The organism is Lentzea cavernae (assembly GCF_014653695.1).
In the GTDB taxonomy this organism is placed as follows: domain Bacteria; phylum Actinomycetota; class Actinomycetes; order Mycobacteriales; family Pseudonocardiaceae; genus Lentzea; species Lentzea cavernae.
In genome coordinates this window covers 38,273-61,426 of the sequence record NZ_BNAR01000026.1, presented here as the reverse complement: position 1 = coordinate 61,426, position 23,154 = coordinate 38,273, and the positions used below count along the sequence as shown (strand labels likewise).

Sequence of the window (23,154 nt, the reverse complement as noted above, 5' to 3'; positions counted from 1 at the left end):
CCCTCTACCTGGTGGTGGGCAGCCGCAACGCCTGCTTGGCGATCGGCTCGAGCGACGGGTCGCCCGCACCGCCGGACCACACCGCGAAAGCCAACGTCACGTGGCTTCCCTTGACGTTGTTCGCGAACGCCGCGTTCTCCAGCGGTTTGCCGTCCAGCCCGTGCACACCGCCCGACCCGGGCAGCAGGACGACCGAGTGCAACGCCTTCGCGCTCGGGGCGTCGTACACGTCCATGTCCGCCACCAGCACGGTCGCCTGCTTGTCCTGCACCGTGGTCTCGTAGGTGGCGCGCAGCAGCACCCCGCAGTCGTTCGCGATCAGCCACGCCTTCACGTCGCCGAACGCCTGCGTCTTGCAGTCCTGGTCCTTCTTCATCTCCTTCGGCACGAACGCGGTGCCGTCCACGACCACCGTCGTCGGTTGCGTCGACGTCGGCGCGGGCGTCGCGTCGGCAGGCTTGTCGTCGCCGGGCAGCGCCACCACCAGCCACACGACGAGGACCAGCGCGAGCAGTCCCGCCGCCGCGAGGTACGGCCAGGTCAGCTTGCCCGGCAAGCGCTTGCGCCCGATGGCCTGGCGGATCTGGGCCTTGGGGATCAGCATCGTGCTGGCCGCCGCGAGGTCGGTGACCTCGTCGCTGAAGCCCTCGGACAACAGCGTCCGCGACTCCGGCGGTGTGCCGGTGGTCTGCAGGATCGCGAGGAGCTTCACGGCGTGGTCGGCCGTGCACGGCACGGTCGACGTCGCGAGTTCGCGGGCCGCACTGAGCAAAGTGGACGGTTTGGGGTGCAGCACCCGCACGCCGCGGTTGAGGTCGTTCGTCGGCTGCACGACCTGGCTCACGAACGGGCCGACCGCCACGACCGTGCTGACCGGGAGCGGTTCCGCGCGCATCGCCTGGATCCGCTGCGCCACCGCCGTCGCCGCGGCCACGGCCTCGGTCGCGGGGTTCGGCGCGGTCCTGGGAGACCAGCGGCCAGCCGTCGATCGCCCACTGACCGCCGAGCGGCGCCTCGAGCTTGATCCCGGGATCGGGCAGGTCGACGCCGACGATCACGAGGACGCCCTTGGGCAGCACGACGATCGCGTCCAGCGGCACGGGGCAGTCCGGTGGCTGGACGCCGATCAGCGCGACGCCACCCAGCACTCCGGTACCCGCGCCCCACGCCGTGAGGGCGGCACGCACGTCCGCCCCAATGGCCGAAGGTTCAGCGCCCAGACGGATCAGCCGCACGAGTCCCTACCTTTCCGCACGGGGGGACACCGTAGCGGTCCGGGATCACCCGAACGCACTCGGTCGAGACATTGCGTGATGGCCGTCACCGTTATGTGGATCACTCGTTAGTTGGATTGCCTGCCTATGTTCACGGAGGGTCCATGTACAAACGCGCTGCATCGCTCGCCGTACTGCTGGTGGCCGTCGCCTCCCCTGTCGCGACGGCCGCTCCGACCTCCACGGTCTACGTCCACGGCACCGACATCGCCGCCGCCGAACAGGCGGTCGAGGCGGCCGGTCTGCAGAGGCTCACGAGCTTCGGCAAGATCGGTGTCGTCGCCGCGAGGGGTGACTCGGCGCGGATCTCCACCGCCAGGGCCAGGCCGGGCGTCACGCGCGTCGAGGTCCAGAAGCCGATCCGGTTCCTCGGCTCGACCTCGCACACGGCCACCCGCGGCCTGGACGCCCGCAACGACCTCGGGCTGACCGGCGCGGGGGTGTCGGTGGCGGTGATCGACTCGGGCGTCGACCCGACGCACCCGTCGTTCGGCGGCAGGATCGTCCGCAACCTCAAGAGCCTGTGCCTGGACGGCTCGGTGCAGACGAACTGCATCGTGCCGGTGCCGAACTTCCTCGACACCGACACGACCTCGCTCGGCGGGCACGGCACGCACGTCACCGGCATCGCGATCGGCGGTGACGTGCGGACCACCGGTGGCCCGGTGATCCGCGGCGCGGCGCCGGGCGCGAAGGGCGTCGTGATCTCGACCGGCGCGGCGATCCTCATCCTCGGCGCGGACGCCGCGCTGAACTGGGTGCTGGAGAACCACCGGGCACCGTGCGGCGCCGGCGTGCCCGCGTCGGCCTGCCCGCCGATCAAGGTGATCAACAACTCCTATGGGCCGTCCGGCGGCGGTGCGTTCGACCCCGAGTCGGTCACCGTCAAGCTGCAGCGCCGTCTCGTGGCCGAAGGCGTCGTGGTGGTGTGGGCGAACGGCAACGACGGCGGCGACGGGTCGGCGAACCTGTCGAACCCGCCCGGCGTCGACCCGACACCCGGCGTGATATCCGTCGCCTCCTACAACGACCAGGAGACCGGCACCCGCGACGGCGCTGTGTCGGACTTCTCATCCCGTGGCCTGGCCACCGACCCGGCGACGTGGCCGGACATCTCGGCGCCGGGGGAGAACATCGCCTCGTCGTGCCGGCTGTACCTGCCGATCTGCGCGACCGGCCTGAAGCCGCAGAACGGGCCGGGACTGCTCGACCTCGGCACGTTCAACACGATCAGCGGCACGTCGATGGCGGCGCCGCACATCGCCGGGATCGTCGCACAGCTGTTCCAGGCCAAGCCCTCCGCGACGCCCGCCGACGTCGAGCGGGCGCTGAAGTCGTCGGCCCACAAGTACGGCACGGGCTACCAGCCGGCAGGGCCCTTCACCTCGTCTTTCGACAAGGGGACCGGCCTGGTCGACGTGGTGGCCGCGGTAAACGCGCTGTAGATCACGATCGGGCATCGCTCGGCGGGGTAGATCGGGACTTAAGACCTGTATCTGCCCCGGTCGGGTGATGATCGAGCTGGTTCTTATGGCGGACATGCCTCAAGTCGAGGCAGAATGCAGCGAACGGGTTTCGCGGTGATCACCTCACTCTCGACAAAGGCGTAGGGGAAGACGTCCCTCGTCGAGTAGCGGAGGTCAGCAGTGAGCACCCGTGGCAGCACCAGTGGCGTGGTTTACGTCCACTCGTCGCCGTCTGCGGTCTGTCCGCACGTCGAGTGGGCGATCTCGGGCACCCTCGGTGTCCGGGTAGACCTCAGGTGGGCAGCGCAACCAGCGGCACCAGGCCAGTTGCGCGCTGAATGCGCGTGGACCGGAGACGCCGGCACCGGCGCCAAGCTCGTTGCCGCGCTGCGCGCGTGGCCGATGCTCCGGTTCGAGGTGACCGAGGAACCTTCCTCCGGTCAGGACGGGGAGCGCTTCTGCTTCGCGCCCGTTTTGGGGCTGTGGCACGCCCGCACATCGGCCAACGGCGACATAGTGGTCAACGAGGACCAGTTGCGTTCTCTCGCCACCAGAGCCAGAGGTGGTGAATCCTTCGCGCACGGCGTCGACGAGCTCCTCGGCGCCGCGTGGGACGACGCGCTGGAACCGTTCCGCCGTGCGGGAGACGGCGCACCGGTCACCTGGCTGCACCGCGTTGGCTGAGCGAGCCGTTCAGTCCTGAGTGGACCCCGCTCACCGTTTGGGCAGCGGGGTTTCTTCTCGGTGCGTGGGATCCCACGCCAGCATGAGCTGTCCGTAGAGCGCGGACGTCTTGAGCAGGTGCTCGTGGGTGCCGAGCAACGGCTTGCCGCCGTCCATGACCAGCACCCGGTTGGCCCGCAACGCCGAGCTCAGCCGGTGTGCGATCACCACGAGAATTCCCCGTCTTTCCGCGAAAGCCCGTTCGACGCGGGCCTCGGCGGCCGGGTCCAGGTGTGACGTGGCCTCGTCGAGGATGACGACGCCGGCGGACGTCACGTAGACCCGCGCGAGTGCCAGGAGCTGCGCCTCACCAGCGGAAAGTCCTTCTCCGCCGTGCCCGAGCGCGGCGTCCAGGCCGCCGATCCTGTCCAGGAGTTGTTTGGCGCCAACCTTCTTGACCGCGTCGAGGAGGTCCTCGTCGGTCGCCCGCGGTGCGAGAAGCGCCAGGTTCTCCCGCACGGTGCCCGTGAACAGGTAGGTCTCCTGCGGGATCAGCGCGATCGCGTGGTGCCGGACCGCCGGGGTCACCCGGTCGACGGGTGCTCCGCCGAACAGGACCCGGCCGTCGTCCGGGGCCATCAGCCCGGTGAGCAGACTGGCCATTGTGGACTTGCCGATGCCCGACGGGCCGACCACCGCCAGGTGGTCGCCGGGACGCAGGTCGAGCGACAGGCCGCGCACCACCGGTTCCGCGTCCGGGCTCCAGCCGAACGTCACGTCGCGCAGCACGAACTCCCCGTTGGACGGGGTCTCGGTGCCTGCCCGCTCGTCGGCGCGCGGTGCCGCCTCCTGGAGTCGTTTGAGCGCGACCATCAGCCGCATCACGACCGTGCTGGTGGTGCGGGCCAGGCCGTGCAGGGCGGGGTTCACGCTGTTGGTCAGGTAGACGACGGCCGCCAGCACCGCACCCGTCGTGAGCTGGCCGGACGCGACGAGCGGCGGGGCGAACGCCACCAGCAGGGCGATGGGCGCGAAGCCGCCGAGCGCGATCACCGTGGCGCGCAACGAGTTCGCCCACGCGACGGTGATCGTGGCCCTGGCCTGCTGGTCGACCTGCCTCGCGACGTCCCGGTAGGCCTCGTCGGCCGCGTCGCAGGCGGCGACGTCGCGCAGCCCGGTGAGCACCGAGCCGGACGCCTCCGCCGTGCGTTCGTCGGCCATCACCGCGTCGCGCTGACGTTTGGCCAGCGAGGGGAGCATCAACCCGAAGAGCAGCAACGCGGCCACGATCGGCAGCACGACCAGCCAGATCAGCGCGGCGGCCGTCGTCGCGACGCCGACGAGCGCGGCGACCGTCGTGACCAGCAGGGCACGGGCCTGCACCAGCACGCCCGCGGTGGCGTCGCGGACCACCTCGACGTGCCGGGTGATCATGGCGACCGCGCTGGCGTCCGGTGTGCGGCGGTGCGACGGGTCGTTCAGCACGCCCCGCACGACCCGCGCGACCAGGGCGTCGCGCATCGGTTCGACGACGGATCCGAGCCGGGCGAACACCTGCCGCTGGCCCAGCGCGCCCGCCACCGCGAGCCCGGCGAACACCAGCAGCCACAGCACGCCGGCCAGTGGATCCCCGGCGGCGAAGCCCTGGTCGACGGCGGTGCCGACGAGCCTGCCGCCGAAGAACGCGGGAATGCCCTCGAGCAGCGACCAGCCGAGCAGGATCAGCACACCTCTGCGATGTCCTGCCAGCGTGGAGAGGTAGAAGCGCATCACTCGCCCCCGGTGAACACGGCTCGGTAGTCCTCGTGGTTCCACAGCTCCCGGTGGGTGCCGGTGCCCCGGACGCGACCGTTCTCCAGCCAGACCACGAGGTCCGCCCTGGCGGCCGTCGCCGGCCGGTGCGTCACGACGACCCGCGTCCTGCCGGGCAACGCCGTGGTGAGCGCCTTGTCCACTTTGGCCTCGGTCACGGTGTCCAGACTCGCGGTGGCGTCGTCGAGAACGAGCACGTCGGGGTCCCGGATGATCGCGCGGGCGAGACCTATCCGCTGCGCCTCACCGCCGGACAGCGGGGCGTCGGCCACCGGCGTCTCGTAGCCCTGCGGCAGGCGGATCAGCACGTCGTGCACCTGGGCGGCGACGGCGGCGTCCCTGACCTGGACCTCGTCCGCGTCCGTGCCGTAGCCGATCGAACGGCCGATCGTCGTGCCCAGCAGCGCGGGACGTTCGAACGCGTACCCGACCGCGTCGTGGCCGCGGACCTCGCCGGAGTCCACAGCGGACAGTCCGCCGAGCACCGCCGCCAGCGTCGACTTGCCCGCGCCGGAACTGCCGACCACCGCGGCGAACGTGCCGGCCGGGATCATCAGGCTCACGCCGTGCAACGCGCCGCCGACATGGACGTCCCGCAGTTCGATGACGCCGTTGGAGGGCTGGGGAGCAGGGCGTTTCGGTATCGGGGTGTCGAGGACCTCGGCGATCCTGCCGGCGCTGGCTCGGGTCCGTTCGAGCACGGTCAGCTGGGTCATCTGGCCGACGATTCCCATGCCGAGCGCCGAGTAACCGAGGGCGGCGAGCACGTCACCGGTGCTCAGCCTGCCCTCCATCACACCGAAACCGGCGGCCGTGAGCACCGCGACCTCGACGGCGGGCAGCAGCAACCCTGCCCGCCACATCATCTTCGCCTGGGTGCGCCACATGCCGGCGCCGGCCGCGGCGAGCCGGGGGAGCGGCTCCAGCACGCGGTCCGTCTCGCGGCCGGCGATGCCGGCGGACGCGATCGTGCGCAGACCGGACACCGAGTCGAGCAGCCGGGCGGACACCTCACCCGAGACTTCCTGGTACGTCAGCACGTCGTCGGCGGTCATGCGCATGTGGGTGCGGATCAACAGCCCCGCCAGCGGGACGCTCACCACGAACACGGCCGCGAGCCGCCAGTCCAGCAGTGCCAGCGCGACGACGGCGCCCGCCGAGGACACGGCGGTGACGACGAGCGTGATCATCGTGACGGCGATGCCGCCCGCGTTGCCGCAGTCGCCCGTCACGCGGCTCACCGCGTCACCGGCGGCGAACGGGGAGGGGTGGCCGAGCACGAGCAGCTTGCGGGAGAGCTTGCGGCGCAACCAGGCCGTCGCGCGGCTCGTGGCGCTCGCGGCGAGCACGATGCCGATCGCGTCCCCGACGATCTCGGTCGCGGCCAGCAGGAGCAGCCACACCACGGTGAACAGCACGAACGTTCCGCTCAGCGCCATGTCGACGGCGTCGGCGAGGGCCGCGGGGAGCAGCAGGCCGCCGGTCGTGGCGACCGCGGCGTTGAGCAGCAGCAACCACGGGCGGTGGTCGCGGCGGACCACGGAGAACAGCAGAGCGTCACCGGGTTTGGCCATCGGCTGTTCCTCCGGGGGTCTTCAGGGCGCATCATGAGCGAGGGCCCGACAGCTGGCCGGCTGCCGGGCCCTGCAGTCGGAGGGTGAGCGGCATACTTCGCCTATGCCGCTCACTCACCGCGGTGTTTCAGTTGAGGCGCAGGTCAGCAGGCCAGCAGGCTGACGGTGCTGTGCGAGCAGGGGAGCAGCAGCGACGCGTTGGACGCGGTCGTGGAGCCGCCGCCACCGCCGCCGCCGTGGCCCGACGCCATCGCGTTGCTCGGCGCCTCGGGGGTCTCGAGGTCCTGCATGTCGAGGATGAAGCCCATGACTGTCTCCTAGTTTCGAGGGATCTTGCTACCGGTCCGAGAGGACCGGGGCCTGGGCCCTTCCGAGGAAGGGGAGTGGTGGACGTCCGTCCACTGTGGAGGCGATGGCGAGCAGCACGCCCGCACCGCCGGTGTTGAGGTCCATGGAGAGCCGGCGCAGCTGCACACCGGGAAAGGCGAGCCCTCCGCCGTAGCGCACGGCGTGCCAGCCGAGTGCCCTGAGGTGCTGCTGGACGGCGCGTTCGAGGCGCTCGTCCGGCTGGTGCCTGGTCGCGTGGGCCAGCGCCGCCACCAGTCCGGCCCTGCCCAGCGTGAACGCGGGCTGGATGACGAACTCGCCGGTGCACCCGCCGAGCAGCTCGGGAAGCCTTGCCGCGCAGGGACGTTCCGGCGCGATCTTCGCGAACTCCGTCAGCACCAACGCGATTCCCGCGCCGCCGATGCCCACGTACGGCAGGCTTCGGAACGTGCCGTCGCGCACCTGCAGAGAACCGTCCAGCGCGACCATCGTCTCGGCCAGGTCGCGTTCGAGCGCCTGTTCGGACAGGTCAAGCCAGCGCGGGTCCGCCGTGTGCTCGAACAGGCGCAGGAAGAACAACGCGGGGCCTGACCAGCCGTGCAGCAGTCCCGCCCTCGCCTTCTGACCGGGCGGGGGTGCTTCGGAGAGCTGCGCCGCGAGCCGTTCGGCCAGCTCCTCGGCCTGGGTGGTGAAGTTCCGGTCGTCGCGCGAGTCCGCGAAGTGCAGCAGGTTGAGGCCGATGCCGGACAGGCCGGCGCTGAGCCCGTGGTCCTGCGTGGTGCGGACGAGCGGGACGTAGCTCTCGACGAGCTCGGTCGCGATGTCGTGGTGGCCGAAGTTCTCCAGCACGTGCGCGATGCCGTGCGCGCCGACGAAGAATCCGGGCTGCTTGGGCGGATCGTTGCGGACCGCCTCGACCAGCCACTGCTCGTGCTCGGGGTGGCGGCCCTCGCCGCTGTCCGCGAGCGCGTGCAGCACACCCGCCGCGCCGTGCCCGAAACCGAGCCCGCCGGTCTCGAACTGTTCGATGTCGCCGGGGAACAGGCGGTCCTTCCGGTGCGGCGTCGCGCTGTGCAGGATCGCCGTGGCGATCTCCTTGCGCACGACCGCCCAGTCCGGGTTCTCGTCGTCGAACGAGGTGAACGCGGGGTCTGCCGGCGGGTCGACGCGCGGCGTGAGCACGTCGAGGATCTCCCGCTGGTAGTTCTCGGAGAGCCCGAACCGGTCGGTGATCACGTGCACGTGCTGGCGCAGCTTGGCCGGCGCGAGCTCCAGCACCGCGTTGAGCGGCAGGAAGATCCACAGCTTGAGCGCGGCCAGCGGGTAGGCGTCGATGTCGAAGCCCTCGCGGTCCTTCGGCGCCTGGAACCCCGGCGCGCCCAGCGTCGGGCGGTGCACGTCCTCGATCGTCGACGACAGCTCGAAGTCGATGAGCGAGACCTCGTCGTCCTCGCCGACCAGGATGTTCATGGTGTGCAGGTCGCCGAACACGACACCGCGTTCGTGCACCCGCTCGACCAGGTCCTCGACCTTGGCGATCAGCGCCTGGGCCCTGACGCGGTAGTCCTCGAGGAGCTCGGGCGTCGTGTCCTTGTGCGTCAACGGGTAGTTGTGGCCGAGCCACTGCCCGAGCGAGCGCCCCGGCATGAACTCCATGGCCACGAACAGGTGCTCCCACTCCGTGAAGCGGTCGTACACCTCGGGAACACCGTCGATCCCGTGCAGTTTCGTGAGGATCTCGTGCTCGAGCTCGAGCCTCGCCACGGCGTCACGGCCCTCGCGGTCGAGCCCGGCGTGCGGCCGCGCCTCCTTGAGCACGACCTCCTTGCCGTCGCTCCTGCGCGTCGCGAGGTAGACACCGCCACCGTTGGAGAAGTGCAGCGACCTCTTGATCTCGTAGGGGAACTTCGCGGGGTCGCCGGCGTTGCGCTCGGCCAGGTGCGGCTTGAGGAAGGCGGGCAGCTCGATCCACTCGGGGAGGCTGAACACCGGCTTGCGCCTGTCCGCGACGAGCTCGCCGTCCGGACCCGCGATCGCGAGCACCTGCTGCCCGTCGACCTCCAGCCACTGCTCGGCGAACCCGCCGTAGCGCACGTACAGCGGCCCCTTGCCGAAGCGCAGGTCGCTGAGGATGTACGCCCCGTGCTCACCGTCGAGGACCTGCGCCAACTCGGTGCAGATCGTCTCGAGCTGCTCGGCGTCCACCGGGTAGATCGTGATCAGCTTGCCGCTGCCGTCCCGCGGCGCGTACTTCGAGTTGCGGGCCAGGACGATCGAAATCGTCTGCAGGTACTTGAAGGGGATGCGCCGCTCGACGCAGTAGTCGAAGGTCGCCTTCAACACCCGGCCCGCGTTGTCGAGCCCGGCGGAGACGTGGATCTTCCACCCCTGGTTGGGGAGCTCCACACCCTTCGGGTGGTGGTGCCTCCACACGTTGCGCTCCACCGTGGCCCAGCCGGCCGGGAGAGCGGGGAGTTCAGTGGAAAAGTCGTCCGCGGGAGTGGTTTCGGTGCTGCTCTGCAGATCGTAGAACTGCCGATCGGCGAAGCAGTACGCCTCGTATCTGAGGTCCACCGAATTCCCCTCCCTGACTCGTTTGCGTTTTGTTTGACGCGGCATATTCCCGCACAATTTCGCAGCTATGGGGAATCCGCCGTTCGAGTCATATGGGTCCCCCGTTCGTGTCCGAAAGACCATTGGTTACCGGTGCGTATGTGACTCGACGTGATGAGGTTTGGGTCCATCTCACCCGGTTGAGATGTTTGCTGCCGGTGGCCTGACCGGCCCTTTACTCCGTTTCCGCTAGACGGCACAGTGACGTTCCGTATCCTCGACCCCTCTGAGCTGCGGTATTCCATTTCGTCCTCGACGTATAGTCGCAAGGGGGTACCGGTCGTGCACGCGCTGTGTTGGCTGCTCTTTCCGAGTGAAGCCTTGATTGGCTGCGATTGCGTGTTTGGTGCGGCCGAATGGCGGTACTGGATGGACCATTGGAACCCATTCGTTGGAGGAGATTGGATACCGACTTCTATGTAGCAAACATTGTCTTGCCACATGCATCTAGATGAATTCTCGTGTGACGAAATCGTTCGAGTGAATATTGTGTTTTGATGTAACGCCGCCTGTTCATGAGCGGGCCTCGGCTGCCCGCCGCGCCGTACGACTAGGCTGCGGTCGTGGGGAGCGTGGCGAGCCGCTGGCTGGTGCCGGCCGTGGTGGTGATCACCGGTGCGGCGGTGGCGGCGGGAATGGTGGGCCGCACCGTCTACGCACGTCCGGCCGAGGCCAAGGGGACACCGGCCGTCGAGTCCTCGTCGGTCGCGGGACCGCTGCCGGGGCCCGCGGAGGTCCGGCTCAGCCCGGACTCGTTCACACACCCGGACCGGACGTCCGTGCAGCGGGTGCTGCAGGAGTACTTCGACGCGATCAACTCGCTGGACTTCGCCTCTTGGCGTGGAGTGGTGTCGGCTCGGCGGGTTTCCGTGACCTCGGAGGCCGGGTGGATCGCTGCTTACGAGACCACCCGGGACGGCGGGATGGTGGTGCAGCGGGTCGAGTCCGACGTGGTGGGGCGGCGGTTGCGGGTTCTGATCTCGTTCGTGTCCACTCAGGACGTTGAGAAGGCACCGCCTGCTTTGCCCGAGGCTTGTATTCGGTGGCGGGTGGTTTATGTGTTGGTCTGGGAGGGTGGGGAGTTGAAGGTGGACGAGGCGGCGGAGAACCGGAACCCCCAGATGGAGAAGTGCTGAGGGTGCGCTTTTGTTGTGGCGCAACGGTTGCGTAGGTCGTCCCCCTGGTTCGTTGGCGGGTGGCGGTTCGTTGTTCGCAGGTGGGCGGGTTGCGGGCTTGTGCTGCGGCTGCTTCCTGGGGGCGCCGCCCCCAGACCCCCACAATCTGATCGAGGACCGGCCGGCGCCGCTCGCGGGTTGATGGCACGCCTGTTGCTTTTGGGCGGCTTGCTGTTGCTTTGAGTGGAGTGCGCCGAGCCCTTGGGCGTCAGCGCGATTCGCGTTCCGCGCCGCGCCCACGGGCCCGCCGCGTTCCGCGCCGCGGCCCGCCGCGCAGCGTCCCTCCACACCGCTCGCCCCGATCGCGTCCGTCAGCTGTGTTCCCCGCGCCCCAAGGTCCGCCGTGCTGCTCTACCTCCACGCCGTGCCGCCCTCCGCCGCGCTCTACCTCGCCCGCCCTGCGCTGCCCGCCTCGCCCCCGTCTTGGCCTGGAACGCACAACGCCCCGGTCCGCAGTGCGGACCGGGGCGCCGGGTGGTGCGGTGGTACCTAGGCCGGGGTGAAGGCCAGGGCCACGTTGTGGCCGCCGAAGCCGAACGAGTCGTTCACGGCGGCCTCCAGCTTGATCTTGCGGGGTTCGCCCGCCACCACGTCCAGGGTGACGGCCGGGTCGAGGTTCTCCAGGTTGAGGGTCTGGGGAACGATGCCGTCGCGGATCGAGAGGACGGTCACGATGGCCTCGACCGCTCCTGCCGCGCCCAGCAGGTGGCCCAGGGCGCCCTTCGGGGCGGTCAGGACCGGGTGGTCGCCGATCGCCTTGCGGATCGCCACGGTCTCCGCGACGTCGCCCACCGGGGTGGACGTGGCGTGGCAGTTCACGTGGCCCACGTCGGCCGGGTCGATGCCGCCGGACCGCAGCGACGCGGCGATGGCGCGGGACTGGCCCACGCCCTCGGGGTCCGGGGCGGTGATGTGGTAGCCGTCGGCCGAGGTGCCGATGCCGGCGAGACGGCCGTAGACCTTGGCGCCACGGGCTTCCGCGAACTCGCGGCGTTCCAGGACCATGACGCCCGCGCCCTCGCCGAGGACGAAGCCGTCGCGGCCCGTGTCGAACGGGCGCGAGGCCTTCTCCGGCTCGTCGTTGCGGGTGCTCATGGTGCGGGCCTGCGAGAAGCCCGCCACCGGGATGGCCGTGATGCACGCTTCGGCGCCGCCCGCGACGACCACGTCGGCTTCGCCGGACATGATCATGCGGTAGGCCCAGGCGATGGCCTCGGCGCCGGACGCACAGGCGGAGACCGGGGCGTGCACGCCCGCCTGTGCCCGCAGCTCCAGGCCCACGTGCGCGGCCGGGCCGTTCGGCATCAGCATCGGGACGGTCAGCGGCGACACCTTGCGCAGGCCCTGCGTCTCCAGGAGGTCGTCCTGGGTCAGGAGGGTGATCGCGCCGCCGATGCCCGTGCCGATGATCACGGCGAGGCGCTGGCGGTCGACGGTGTCGTCGTTGTGGCCCGCGTCGGACCACGCCTGGCGGGACGCCACGATGGCGACCTGCTCGGAGCGGTCCAGGCGGCGTGCCTCGACTCGGGGGAGCACCTCGGTCGGGTCCACCACGAGCTGCGACGCGATCTTGACCGGCAGGTCGTACTTCTCGACCCAGTCGTGGGTCATGGGGCGGACCCCGCTCTTGCCGGCCAGAAGCGCGTCCCAGGTGGACGTGACATCACCACCGAGCGGGGTGGTGGCACCCAGCCCGGTGATGACGACCTCGATGCCCGAAGTCACTTGTTGCTGGTGATGTAGTTCACCGCGTCACCAACGGTCTTGAGGTTGGCCAGCTCGTCGTCGGGGATCTTCACGCCGAACTTGTCCTCGGCTTGGACGGCGATCTCGACCATCGACAGCGAGTCGATGTCCAGGTCGTCCACGAAGGACTTGTCAGCGGTGACGTCGTCGGCGGCAACGCCGGCGACCTCTTCGACGATCTCGGCAAGGCCGGAAAGGACGGTGTCGCTCACTGAAGTTCCCTTTCGATTGAAACGATGGAAAAACCGGGGGTGGTGCTCACGGGCACCGGACCACCTGTCCCGCGTAGGACAGGCCCGCGCCGAAACCGACCATCAGCACGACATCCCCGGAGGAGATCTCGCCCGCCGCCCTCATGTGGTCCAGTGCCATGGGGACCGAGGCGGAGGAGGTGTTGCCGGATTCGACGATGTCTCGGGCGACCTTCAGGTCCTCGCGCGCACCCTGCTTGCGCAGGCGCTTGGCGATCGCCTCGATGATCCTCAGGTTCGCCTGGTGCGGGACGAACACGTCCACGTCGGACAGTTCGACGCCCGCCAGTTCGGCCGCGCGGATCGCCACCGGGGCGACCTGCGTGGTGGCCCACCGGAAGACCGTCTGGCCCTCCTGGTGGATGAACGAGTCGCGGTCGTCGATCCTGATGACCTCGGACATCGAGCCGTCCGAGCCCCAGGCGACGGGGCCGATCTCGTTCGTGTCGCTGGCGCCGACCACGACGGCACCGGCGCCGTCCGCGAAGATGATCGCGGTCGAGCGGTCGTCCTGGTGGGTCCAGTCGGTGAGCTTCTCCGCGCCGATGACGAGGACGTTCTTCACCGTTCCCGCGCGGACGATGTCCGCGGCGGTCGCGACGGCGTAGCAGAAGCCCGCGCACGCGGCGTTCAGGTCGAACGCGGCCGCGGCGGTGATGCCGAGCCTGGTGGCGACCTGCGCGGCGGCGTTCGGGATGGTCGACGGCATGGTGCACGTCGCCACGATCACGCCGCCGATGTCCTGCGGCGAGAGGCCCGCGTCCTCGATCGCCTTGCCGCCCGCGAGGACGGACATGTCGACGACGCCCTCGTCCTTCGCGGCCACGCGCCTGTTGGCGATGCCGACGCGTTCGCGGATCCACTCGTCCGAGGTGTCCATGCGCGCGGCGAGGTCGTGGTTGCTCACCACGGTCTCGGGCTGGTAGCTGCCGAGGCCGAGGATGCGGCTACCCGCGGACGGCTGCGGGGCCTGGAAGGTCGTCACTTAACGGCTCCAACTGTGTCGAAGAGCTCCGCGACCTTCTCGAGCTGGTCAGGGGTCTTCAGGGCGAGGGTTGCGGTGCCCTTCATCGCACGCTTGGCGAGACCCGTCAGCACGCCGGCGGGCGGCAGCTCGACCGAGCCGGTGACGCCGCGCTCGACGAGGGTGGCCTGGCAGACGTCCCAGCGGACCGGGCTCGTGACCTGGGAGACCAGGCGCGCCAGCACCTCGGAGCCCTCGGTGACGAGCTGACCGTCCTTGTTGGACAGCAGCGGCAGCGACGGGTCGTGCGTGGTGACTTCGGCGGCACGCGCGCGCACGGCGTCTTCTGCCGGCGCCATGTACTTGGTGTGGAACGCGCCCGCGACGGCCAGCTTGCGGACCTTCGCCGTGCCGGGCGGGTTCGCCGCGAGCTCGTCGAGCGCGGGGTGGGGACCGGCCGCGACGATCTGGCTCGCGCCGTTGCGGTTGGCCGGGACGAGGCCGAGCTCCTCGAGGCGCGCGAGCACCTCCTGCTCGTCGCCGCCGAGCACCGCGGCCATGCCGGTCGGCTCGAGGGCGCACGCCTCGGCCATCGCACGACCGCGCACGGCGGCCAGGGCGACGGCGTCGTCGGCGCTGATGACGCCCGCGACCGACGCGGCGGCGAGCTCACCGACCGAGTGGCCGCCGACGACGACGGCGGACGGCAGTTCGACGCGGCGGCGCAGCTCGTCGAACGCGAGCAGCGCGAGTGCCACGACCAGCGGCTGGGTGATCGCGGTGTCGACGATCTCGCCGGCCTCCGCGGTGGTGCCGAGGCGCACCAGGTCGAGCCCCGTGATCTCCGACCACGTCCGGACCTGCTTCTCCGCCCCCTCCAGTTCGAGCCAGGGGGTGAGCATGCCGGGCGTCTGGGACCCTTGTCCGGGCGCGAGGAGTGCGATCACGTCGATTACTAAAGCTGGTGAACCCACCGGTACCCCATGCTGTGAAGAACGAAGTACTGCGATCGTATTTGTAGAGACCCTACAAAAGTGTCGGCCTGGTGAACGCTCCGCGACGTCACCGCAGCTCAGCGCGGTGGACAGTCGTTTGGCCCTCACTCCAACGGCTGTGTGCGAAGTCCGTCACACGCTCTTGGCTACCACAGGCCCCGGGAGCGCGCTAGACGTCCTACAGACAATGCGACGCGAAGCACAAGTGCGTCTCGAGCGTCATGTGCATTTCTTCCCGTCATTTCCTGAACGCGCCGAAGGCGATATCTGACCGTGTTCGGGTGCACGAACAGTCTTTTCGCGCACGTCTCGAGCACGCCGCCCACCTCGAGGAAGGCGTCCACGGTCTCCAGCAGCGCGCCGCCCGCGTCCTCCAGCGGCCGGGCGACCCTGTCCACGAGCTGCCACTCGGCCTCCGGATCGCCGGCCAGGGCCCGTTCCGGCAGCAGGTCGAGCGATCGGACGGGCCTGGGCGCCGCGGGCCAGCCGACCACGGCCCGCAGCCCGCTCAGCGCGTCACTGGCGCTGCGGTGGGCCTCGGACAGGCTGGCCACCGTGGGCCCCGCCACGACCGGGCCCTCGCCGAAGCCCTCGGCGATGCGCCCGAGCACGTCCTCCCCGGTCTCCGTCGGCCCGCCGAGCACGACGACCAGCCGTGAGCCCTGCACGGACAGCAGCACCGGCCGGCTCGCACGGGCGGCCTTGCTGCGCACCGAGTAGATGATCGCGGGTGGGTCCTCGCCGCCGGGGTTGCCGACGAGAACCGTGGCTTCCAGCGCCGGGTCCCAGCCCAGGGCGGCCGCGCGGGAGAGCAACGACTCCTCGGGGTCGCCGCGCACGATGCCGTCGACGACCAGCGCCTCCAGCCGGGCGTCCCACGCGCCGCGCGCCTCGGCGGCCGCCGCGTAGGAGGTGGCGGCCGAGAAGGCGATCTCCCGCCCGTACCGCAGCACGCCCTCCATCAGCAGCGCGCGCTCCGCGTCGTTCGCCGCCATCTCGGGCAACTGCCCCTCGAACAGCTCCAGGGCGATCCGGACCAGTTCGACGGTCTGGCGCAGGCTGACCCAGCGGGAGATGTCCTTGGGGGCGCTGCGGAACGCGTCGGCGGTCAGCCGGATGGCCTGCTGCCGGTCGTGCAGCCACTCGCAGAACCCCGCCACGCCGTTCTGGATCAGCAGCAGGACGCTCGCCCGCTGGTCGGCGGGCATCCGGGCGAACCACGGCAGCCGCCGCTCCATCTCGGACACGCTGGCGGTCGCGAGCGAGCCCGACGCGCGTTCGATCTTGCGCATGGTGCGGGCGGAGAGCTGCGGCGGGTGCTCCTCCTTCGCCTTGCTGCTGGTCATACCCGCAGCTTAGGGCCAGTGAGGTGACATCACCGGTACGGGTGACAGAAACCCGTGCGGCCGGTTGAACGGCCATACCTTCGGGCAGCAGAGGTCTTTCAGTGCGGCGCGGAGGTTTCGTCTTGCGTAGGTTCCCGGCCCTTGCCCTGAGTGTGATGACGCTGCTGACGACGAGCGCGGGCGCCTCCGCCGATCCTCCCGACCCCCTCGCCGAGTTCCACGCCCAACCGGTCACGTGGGCGCCGTGCAGCGGAAAGCTCGCCGGACTGGAATGCACCACGCTCGTCGCGCCGCTCGACTACGCCAAACCGGGTGGAGACCGGATCAACCTGACCGTCAGCCGCAAGAAGGCCACGGCCGCCGACCGCAGGCGCGGCGTGCTGTTCACCAATCCGGGTGGACCTGGCGGTTCCGGGCTGGGGCTGCCGCTGTTCCTGGCGAGGTCCGAGCTCGCGCAGGTCCACGACGTGATCGGCATCGACCCGCGCGGTGTCGGCGGGTCGACGGCGCTGAACTGCCGCAGCGCGCCCGCGATCGCCGCGCCCGAGTCCCGGCCCGCGGACGGCGAGTTCGGCAAGTGGGCGGCCGAGGCGCGGGAGGCCGAGGAGGCGTGCCAGACGTCGGCCGGCGGGATCCGGCAGTTCATCAGCACCGCGAACACCGCGCGGGACATGGACGTCGTGCGCGCGGTGCTGGGCGAGTCGAAGATCAACTACCTGGGCTACTCCTACGGCACCTACCTGGGCGCGGTGTACGGGACGTTGTTCCCGAACCGGCTCGACCGCAGCGTGCTCGACTCCGCGGTGCACCCGGAGTGGATCTGGCACGAGCAGTTCCGCCAGCAGGCCATCGCGTACCGGCACGACGTCGAGGCGTGGGCGACGTGGGCGGGGGAGCGCAACGAGAAGTTCGGGCTGGGCAAGTCGCGGGACGAGGTGCTCGCCGAGGTCGAGAAGGTCGCCACGAAGCTGCACACCACCCCGATCGGTGAGCACAACCAGTCGTCCTTCGACGGCGCCATGGGCGTCGGCGCCCGCTACCGTCCACTGTGGTCGGACCTCGCGTCGATCGTGACCAAGCTGCGGTCGGGGGAAAAGCCGGCGAACAGCGAGGGCGCCAAGGCCGGTCAGGTGCTCGCGAAGACCGGTCTGGAGGAACTGCGCTCCGGCGTGTTCGACACGGTCACCTGCGAGTCGGACTGGCCGACCGACCTGCACGTCTACTACGAGGACATGCGGATGTTCCGCGACCGCTACCCGTACGGCTTCGGCATCGTCCGGGCAGCGCCGATGACGTGCACGTTCCGCTCGTTCACGCCGCCGGAGCCGCCGGTCAAGATCGCGCGCGACGGGTACCCGATCGGCGTCGTCGTGCAGTCCGAGGGCGACACGCAGACCCAGTACGCGAGCGGCCCGGCGATGGCGCGGCGGCTCGGGCACAACCTGATCACCGTCACCGACGAGGGCAAGCACGGCCTCTACAACGGCGGCAACGCCTGCGTCGACGCCAAGGTCAACCGGTACCTGATCGACGGCGCGCTGCCGGGCAGCAGCTCCGAGTGCACCGGCGACCCGCGCCCGGACGTGCCGAAGGACGGGCAGGGAGGGGCCGCGCCGGCGTTGTCGCCGGAGGGCATCCAGGCCTACCTCGACGGCCGCGGGTTCTCCGCGCGGCCGTAGCGGACATGTGGAAGGGCCCGCCACGGAGCGTGGCGGGCCCTTCCCTCTCCCCGGTCCCCACCGGTGGTTCCACTCTGGACTGTATTGCGACAAAAATCCACGTCAGCCACCCTTTCGTGTAGCAGTGTCGAAGTTGTGGAGCGGTGTGATCCACGAAACGATCACCGCGTCTGATCTTCACTCACCGCAACTTTTTCAAGGAGGGCCCGTGGGCTCGCAAATCACCGAGGGCCTGGGCCAGGCGTGGGCGATGATCGCCACGTTCGTGCCGAAGCTGCTCGGTTTCCTGGTCGTGCTGCTCATCGGCTGGTTCATCGCGAAGGCACTCGCCAAGGGCGTCGGGTTCCTGCTCAAGCGCGTCGGCTTCGAGAAGCTGGTCGACAAGTCCGGCCTCAACAGCGCGATGCGGCAGTCGTCGATGGACGCCTCCGGTCTGATCGCCAAGATCGTGTACTACTTCGTGCTGCTCATCGCGCTGCAGCTGGCGTTCGGCGTCTTCGGCGCCTCGAACCCGGTCAGCACGCTGCTCAACGAGGTCATCGCGTACCTGCCGCGCATCGTCGTCGCGCTGGTGCTCGTGATCGTCGCGTCGGCCATCGGCACGGCGCTCAAGGGCCTCGTGACCGGCGCGCTCGGCCAGCGCTCGTACACGAAGCTCATGGGCAACATCACCTACGGCTTCGTGATGGCGCTCGGCGTCATCGCCGCCCTCAACCAGCTGGGCATCGCGATCTCGGTGACCATGCCGGTCCTGATCGCCGTGCTCGCGACCGTCGCCGGCGTCGTCATCATCGGTGTGGGCGGCGGCCTGGTCCGCCCGATGCAGCAGCGCTGGGAGGGCTGGCTGACCCGCGTGCAGGACGAGGCGCAGGCCCAGTCGCCGATGCCGCGTGCGTCGCAGGAGATGCCCCAGAACGTGGGCGCCCGCATGAGCGAGGCGCCGACGCCCCCGTCGGGCATGCCGATGACCGACCGGTAGGTCTGATCTCGCTGGAAGGACCCGCGCTGCCGCAGCGCGGGCCCTTCCTCGTTGTTGAGGTCGTTCTCCAGTTGCGGTCCACCGAGGGCGGCGAACCTCGGTGCCACGTGACGGTGGAGGAGACGTTCCATGAAAGCCCTGGTGCTGTCCGGAGGCGCGGGAACACGCCTGCGACCATTCAGCTACTCGATGCCGAAACAACTGATCCCGATCGCCAACAAGCCCGTGCTCGAGTACGTGGTGGACAACCTGCGCGAGATCGGGATCACCGAGATCGGCATCATCGTCGGCGACCGCGCACACGAGATCTCCGACGTGCTGGGAGACGGGTCCGCCCTCGGCGTGGCGATCACGTACATCCCGCAGGACTCGCCGCTGGGACTCGCGCACTGCGTCAAGATCGCGCGGCCGTTCCTCGGCGACGACGACTTCGTGATGTACCTGGGCGACAACATGCTCGTCGAGGGGATCTCCGAGATCGCCGACGAGTTCGCGGCGGTGCGGCCGTCCGCCCAGGTCGTCGTCTACAAGGTGCCGGACCCGCGCGCGTTCGGCGTCGCGGAGGTCGACGAGAACTCGCGCGTGACGCGGCTGGTCGAGAAGCCGCAGGAGCCGCGCAGCGACCTCGCCATGATCGGCGTGTACTTCTTCACCCCGCGCATCCACGAGGCCGTGGACGCGATCGAGCCGTCGTGGCGCGGCGAGCTGGAGATCACCGACGCGCTGCAGTGGCTCGTGACGAACGACCGCGACGTGCGCGCACGGATCTACTCGGGGTTCTGGAAGGACACCGGGAAGGTCGAGGACGTGCTGGAGTGCAACCGCGAGGTGCTGCAGAGGCTGCGCACCGACATCCAGGGCGTCGTCGACGAGGAGAGCACGCTCATCGGGGACGTCGTGGTCGAGGAGGGCGCGCGCGTCGTGCGGTCGTGCATCGTCGGGCCCGCGATCATCGGTGCCGGCACGCTGGTCGAGGAGTCGATCATCGGGCCGTACACGGCCATCGGCGCGGACTGCCGGATCACCGAGTCCGGGGTGTCCGACTCGATCGTGCTGTCGGGTGCCTTCGTGCACAACGTCTCCGGCATCGAGACCTCGCTGATCGGGCGGAAGGCGCGGGTCGGGTCGGGCAAGCAGCACCGGCTGGTCGTCGGTGACGACGCACACGTGGAGGTGGCGGCGTGAAGCTGCTGGTCACCGGGGCGGCCGGGTTCATCGGCTCGCACTACGCCCGCACGCTGCTCGACGGCGGGTACGCGGGTTACGAGGACGCGCACGTCACCGTGCTGGACAAGCTGACGTACGCCGGGAACCGCGCGAACCTGCCCGAGTCGCACCCGCGGATGTCGTTCGTGGAAGGCGACGTCTGCGACCTGGAGCTGTTGCTGGAGCTGCTGCCGGGCCACGACGCGGTGGTGCACTTCGCCGCCGAGTCGCACGTGGACCGTTCGCTGACGGCCGCCGCGGACTTCGTGCTTACCAACGTCCTCGGCACGCAGACGCTGCTGGAGGCCTGCCGCCGCACCGGGGTGTCCCGGGTCGTGCACGTGTCCACCGACGAGGTGTACGGGTCGATCGACGACGGCGCCTGGACGGAGACGTGGCCGCTGCAGCCGAACTCCCCCTACGCCGCCTCGAAGGCGTCCAGCGACCTGATCGCCCGCGCGTACTGGCGGACGCACGGCCTGGACGTGTCGATCACGCGCTGCTCCAACAACTACGGGCCGTACCAGCACCCGGAGAAGCTGATCCCGTTGTTCATCACGAACCTGTTCAACGGCCTCAAGGTGCCGTTGTACGGGGACGGGTCGAACGTGCGGGAGTGGCTGCACGTGTCCGACCACTGCCGGGCGATCCAGCTGGTGCTCACCTCGGGGCGGGCCGGCGAGGTCTACAACGTCGGTGGCGGCAACGAGCGCACCAACCTGCAGATCACCGAGGCCCTGCTCGACCTGTGCAGCGCGGGTCCGGCGCTGGTCGAGCGGGTGGCCGACCGGCTCGGGCACGACCAGCGGTACGCCCTGGACGACACGAAGATCCGCGCCGAGCTCGGCTACGAGCCGCTCGTGCCGTTCGAGCAGGGCCTCGCCGACACCGTCGCCTGGTACCGCGACCACCCCGCGTGGTGGAAGCCGTTGCGGGACTTCACGGCCTGATCCGCTCCTGGAGGCGGTCGCACTCCTCGGCGACCGCCTTCTTCCTGCTCTGCGGCAGGTCGTCGATGTAGTCGACGGTGATCGTCCGGTCCTTGCCGATCGCCCAGGTGGCGACGACGTACCCGTCGACGAGGACCGTGGGCTTGCCGCCGATGACCACGCCGAGCCGGTCGTCCGCGATCACCCGGCGGCGGTCGGCGTGGGCGAGCAGGATGTTGTCGAACTCGGGCAGCAGCCTGACCGGAACCTCGGTGTCCGGGTCCGGGCGCGGGGCGTCGGGGAGGTCGAACAGCTCCTTGCCCGCCTCGTTGCGGAACGTCACGAGCTGCGGCCTGAGCTCGTCGAAGACCTCGCCGAGCCGGGTGAGACCGGACCACTGCTGGGCGTCCATGACGGTGGCGGGGCCGAACGCCTTGAGGTAGCGCAGGACGAGTTCCTGCCGGTCCATGGCCTGCTGGGGCCTGCCCAGCCAGTTCTCGAGGGTCGTGCAGACGGCCCTGCCGCTGCGGTGCCACAGGCCGCGCGGCGGGAGCTGGACGAGGGCGAGCTTGTTGCGCAGCGCGTTGCCGAGGACCGTGTGCTCCCGGTCGGGCCAGCGCGGCTGCAGCTGCCTTCCCGCGTCCGCGGTGCCCTGCGGGAGGTCGTCGAGGATCTCGCGACCGGCTTCGGCGACCGCGTCGAGGTCGACGCCCTGCAGGCGTTTGGCGAACGGGCCGCTCTGCAGTTCGCGGTCGAGCCTGAGCTGCATGAGGGGTCGCAGCGCGAGTGCGTCCCGGGCGCTGACCAGGTGGATCGTGCCGCGCATCAGCAGGATCCGCACCGCTTCCCGATCGGTCAGCAGGTCTTCGAGCTCTTTCGGCTGGAAGTCCTGGAGGCGTGCCCACAGGCCGACGTAGGGCGACTTCGGTTCCTGCGCCTGGACGCCGAAGAGGTGTTCGACGGCGGCGAGCGCGCTCATGTCGGCGCGCTCGCGCAGCATCTGGCGTTCGATCAGTGCCCGGTTGAGGGCGTTCAGGCCCAATGTCCCCATCAGGACAGACTAGAACCTGATGAACGCGAAACCGGTGCCGTTCGGACGTTCACCGTCGTGGACCACGAAGAGGTTGAGCTTGCCGAGGACGATGTCGGCGCCGTCGGAGTGCTCCACGTCCTTGACGCGGAAGTCCCTCAGCGGCACCATGTCGGCCTTGCGGTAGGCGACGAACCGCGAGTCGCCCTGGCTGGAGGCGAGCAGCACGTCGTCCGCGATCGTGAGGCCCTCGGCGTCGGCCTCGAGCCACTTGCCGCCGAAGCCGGGGTTCGGGCCGTCGGGCTCGCACTCCTCCGTTTCCGGGTTGAACTTCTGCGGCGCGCCCCAGGCGCGGACCTTGTCGACGAGCTGCGGCTTGCCGAATCCGTTGGAACGCAACGGGATGCGCCAGATGCCGACGTCCTCCTGCGCGGCGTACAGGGTGTTCGTCCTCTCGTCGATCACCATGCCCTCGACCTGCGGGCCCTCGCCGGGTTCGCCGCACACGGTCCACTGCTTGCCGTTCGGCAGCGTGAAGGTGCTCGGCAGGTCCAGTGTGGACACCTTCCTGGTGTCGTAGGTCCTGCGGTCTTTGGTGACCTGCAGGAGCGCGATGCTCGTCTCGCTGCGCCGGCTGGTGACGACGACGTCCTTGCCGTTGATCCGACCGGAGGCCAGGCCGTAGACCGTGTGCTGGTCGTCGACCTCCGCCTCGGTCTTGCTGAACACCGGCTTGGTAGCGGGGTTCGTGACGTCCCTCGCACCGCGTTCGTCCACTTGGAACACCCGGATCCGGTCACGGCCGCGGTCGCTGACGAACGCGAGGTCGCCGAGCAGGTCGACGTTGTTGAAGCGGCCGGGCTTGGCGTCCGGGGTGGGCGGCGCGGGCGCCGGGTGGACGCCGATCGTGCGGCCGTTGAGGTCGAACGCCGCCAGGCCGCCTTCCTTGAGCGTGCCCAGCACCACACTGCGTTCGGTGTTGCGCGGGTTCACCCAGATGGCCGGGTCGTCCGCGTCGGCGGGCTCCTCGAACGTCTGCGTGACGACACTCGGTGTGATGACCGGTGGCACAGGAGTGGTCAGGAACAAAGGCACGAGCGCGAGTGCTAAGGAAGATGACATGGT

19 protein-coding genes are annotated in these 23,154 nt (G+C 69.8%); 7 read left to right on the top strand and 12 right to left on the bottom strand.

Translation table 11 applies throughout. The features are described from left to right. Positions 1-4: 4 nt before the first annotated feature. A complete protein-coding gene (locus IE307_RS43675) occupies positions 5-934 on the bottom strand; it encodes a hypothetical protein (RefSeq protein WP_229905618.1) in 930 nt (309 codons plus the stop codon). A gap of 444 nt (positions 935-1,378) precedes the next feature. Between IE307_RS43675 and IE307_RS43670 the strand changes: the two genes are divergently transcribed. Together IE307_RS43670 and IE307_RS43665 are read left to right on the top strand one after the other, a co-directional pair. Further along, entirely contained in the window at positions 1,379-2,719 is a 1,341-nt protein-coding gene (locus tag IE307_RS43670; protein WP_191305389.1) for a S8 family serine peptidase, read from the top strand. A gap of 201 nt (positions 2,720-2,920) precedes the next feature. Next, positions 2,921-3,424, top strand: a complete 504-nt coding sequence (locus tag IE307_RS43665) for a DUF3145 domain-containing protein (RefSeq protein ID WP_191305388.1) — start codon at positions 2,921-2,923, stop codon at positions 3,422-3,424. A 30-nt stretch (positions 3,425-3,454) separates the two neighbouring features. Here the strand turns inward: IE307_RS43665 and IE307_RS43660 are convergent, their stop codons facing one another. The 4 genes from IE307_RS43660 to lanKC all read right to left on the bottom strand — a co-directional run bounded on the left by IE307_RS43660 (position 3,455) and on the right by lanKC (position 9,690). After that, on the bottom strand, positions 3,455-5,173 hold the full coding sequence (locus IE307_RS43660; RefSeq protein ID WP_191305387.1) for an ABC transporter ATP-binding protein: 1,719 nt from the start codon (positions 5,171-5,173) through the stop codon (positions 3,455-3,457). After that, the gene (locus IE307_RS43655) at positions 5,173-6,789 is read right to left on the bottom strand and encodes an ABC transporter ATP-binding protein (protein ID WP_191305386.1); all 1,617 of its coding nucleotides are present in this window, start codon (positions 6,787-6,789) and stop codon (positions 5,173-5,175) included. The genes IE307_RS43660 and IE307_RS43655 overlap by 1 nt, the downstream gene beginning before the upstream one ends. Positions 6,790-6,932: 143 nt before the next feature. Continuing rightward, positions 6,933-7,097 carry a SapB/AmfS family lanthipeptide gene (locus IE307_RS43650; RefSeq protein ID WP_090058697.1) on the bottom strand — a complete coding sequence of 55 codons (165 nt, stop codon included), beginning with the start codon at positions 7,095-7,097 and terminating at the stop codon, positions 6,933-6,935. A 28-nt stretch (positions 7,098-7,125) separates the two neighbouring features. Then, positions 7,126-9,690 carry a class III lanthionine synthetase LanKC gene (gene lanKC / locus IE307_RS43645; protein ID WP_191305385.1) on the bottom strand — a complete coding sequence of 855 codons (2,565 nt, stop codon included), beginning with the start codon at positions 9,688-9,690 and terminating at the stop codon, positions 7,126-7,128. Positions 9,691-10,292: 602 nt separating this feature from the next. Here lanKC and IE307_RS43640 point away from each other — a divergent pair. Continuing rightward, the gene (locus IE307_RS43640) at positions 10,293-10,865 is read left to right on the top strand and encodes a hypothetical protein (RefSeq protein ID WP_191305384.1); all 573 of its coding nucleotides are present in this window, start codon (positions 10,293-10,295) and stop codon (positions 10,863-10,865) included. 528 nt (positions 10,866-11,393) lie between these two features. Here IE307_RS43640 and IE307_RS43635 read toward each other — a convergent pair. The 5 genes from IE307_RS43635 to IE307_RS43615 all read right to left on the bottom strand — a co-directional run bounded on the left by IE307_RS43635 (position 11,394) and on the right by IE307_RS43615 (position 16,206). Further along, positions 11,394-12,629, bottom strand: coding sequence for a beta-ketoacyl-[acyl-carrier-protein] synthase family protein (locus IE307_RS43635; protein WP_191305383.1), 1,236 nt, complete (start codon positions 12,627-12,629; stop codon positions 11,394-11,396). After that, positions 12,626-12,862: an acyl carrier protein gene (locus tag IE307_RS43630; RefSeq protein ID WP_191305382.1), complete on the bottom strand. Its 237-nt coding sequence runs from the start codon at positions 12,860-12,862 to the stop codon at positions 12,626-12,628. Before IE307_RS43630 ends, IE307_RS43635 begins: the two co-directional genes overlap by 4 nt. 46 nt (positions 12,863-12,908) lie before the next feature. Then, on the bottom strand, positions 12,909-13,886 hold the full coding sequence (locus IE307_RS43625; protein WP_191305381.1) for a beta-ketoacyl-ACP synthase III: 978 nt from the start codon (positions 13,884-13,886) through the stop codon (positions 12,909-12,911). Continuing rightward, positions 13,883-14,812 carry an ACP S-malonyltransferase gene (locus IE307_RS43620; RefSeq protein ID WP_191305380.1) on the bottom strand — a complete coding sequence of 310 codons (930 nt, stop codon included), beginning with the start codon at positions 14,810-14,812 and terminating at the stop codon, positions 13,883-13,885. Before IE307_RS43620 ends, IE307_RS43625 begins: the two co-directional genes overlap by 4 nt. 194 nt (positions 14,813-15,006) lie before the next feature. Further along, positions 15,007-16,206 (bottom strand): PucR family transcriptional regulator, encoded by a 1,200-nt coding sequence (locus IE307_RS43615; RefSeq protein WP_191305379.1) that lies wholly within the window; start codon positions 16,204-16,206, stop codon positions 15,007-15,009. Between the two features lie 155 nt (positions 16,207-16,361). On the opposite strand from IE307_RS43615, the gene IE307_RS43610 reads away from it, so the two are divergent. The 4 genes from IE307_RS43610 (at position 16,362) to rfbB (ending at position 21,020) form a co-directional block, all read left to right on the top strand. Beyond that, the gene (locus IE307_RS43610; protein WP_191305378.1) at positions 16,362-17,885 is read left to right on the top strand and encodes an alpha/beta hydrolase; all 1,524 of its coding nucleotides are present in this window, start codon (positions 16,362-16,364) and stop codon (positions 17,883-17,885) included. 208 nt (positions 17,886-18,093) lie between these two features. After that, a complete protein-coding gene (locus tag IE307_RS43605; protein ID WP_191305377.1) occupies positions 18,094-18,864 on the top strand; it encodes a mechanosensitive ion channel family protein in 771 nt (256 codons plus the stop codon). 129 nt (positions 18,865-18,993) lie between these two features. Next, complete coding sequence (locus tag IE307_RS43600) at positions 18,994-20,049, top strand: glucose-1-phosphate thymidylyltransferase (RefSeq protein ID WP_191305376.1); 1,056 nt, start codon at positions 18,994-18,996, stop codon at positions 20,047-20,049. Beyond that, positions 20,046-21,020 (top strand): dTDP-glucose 4,6-dehydratase, encoded by a 975-nt coding sequence (gene rfbB / locus IE307_RS43595; RefSeq protein WP_191305375.1) that lies wholly within the window; start codon positions 20,046-20,048, stop codon positions 21,018-21,020. Before IE307_RS43600 ends, rfbB begins: the two co-directional genes overlap by 4 nt. Here rfbB and IE307_RS43590 read toward each other — a convergent pair. Next, on the bottom strand, positions 21,010-22,050 hold the full coding sequence (locus tag IE307_RS43590; protein WP_191305374.1) for a winged helix DNA-binding domain-containing protein: 1,041 nt from the start codon (positions 22,048-22,050) through the stop codon (positions 21,010-21,012). The genes rfbB and IE307_RS43590 overlap by 11 nt on opposite strands. A gap of 9 nt (positions 22,051-22,059) precedes the next feature. Then, entirely contained in the window at positions 22,060-23,151 is a 1,092-nt protein-coding gene (locus IE307_RS43585; RefSeq protein WP_191305373.1) for a phytase, read from the bottom strand. Positions 23,152-23,154: the final 3 nt, after the last annotated feature.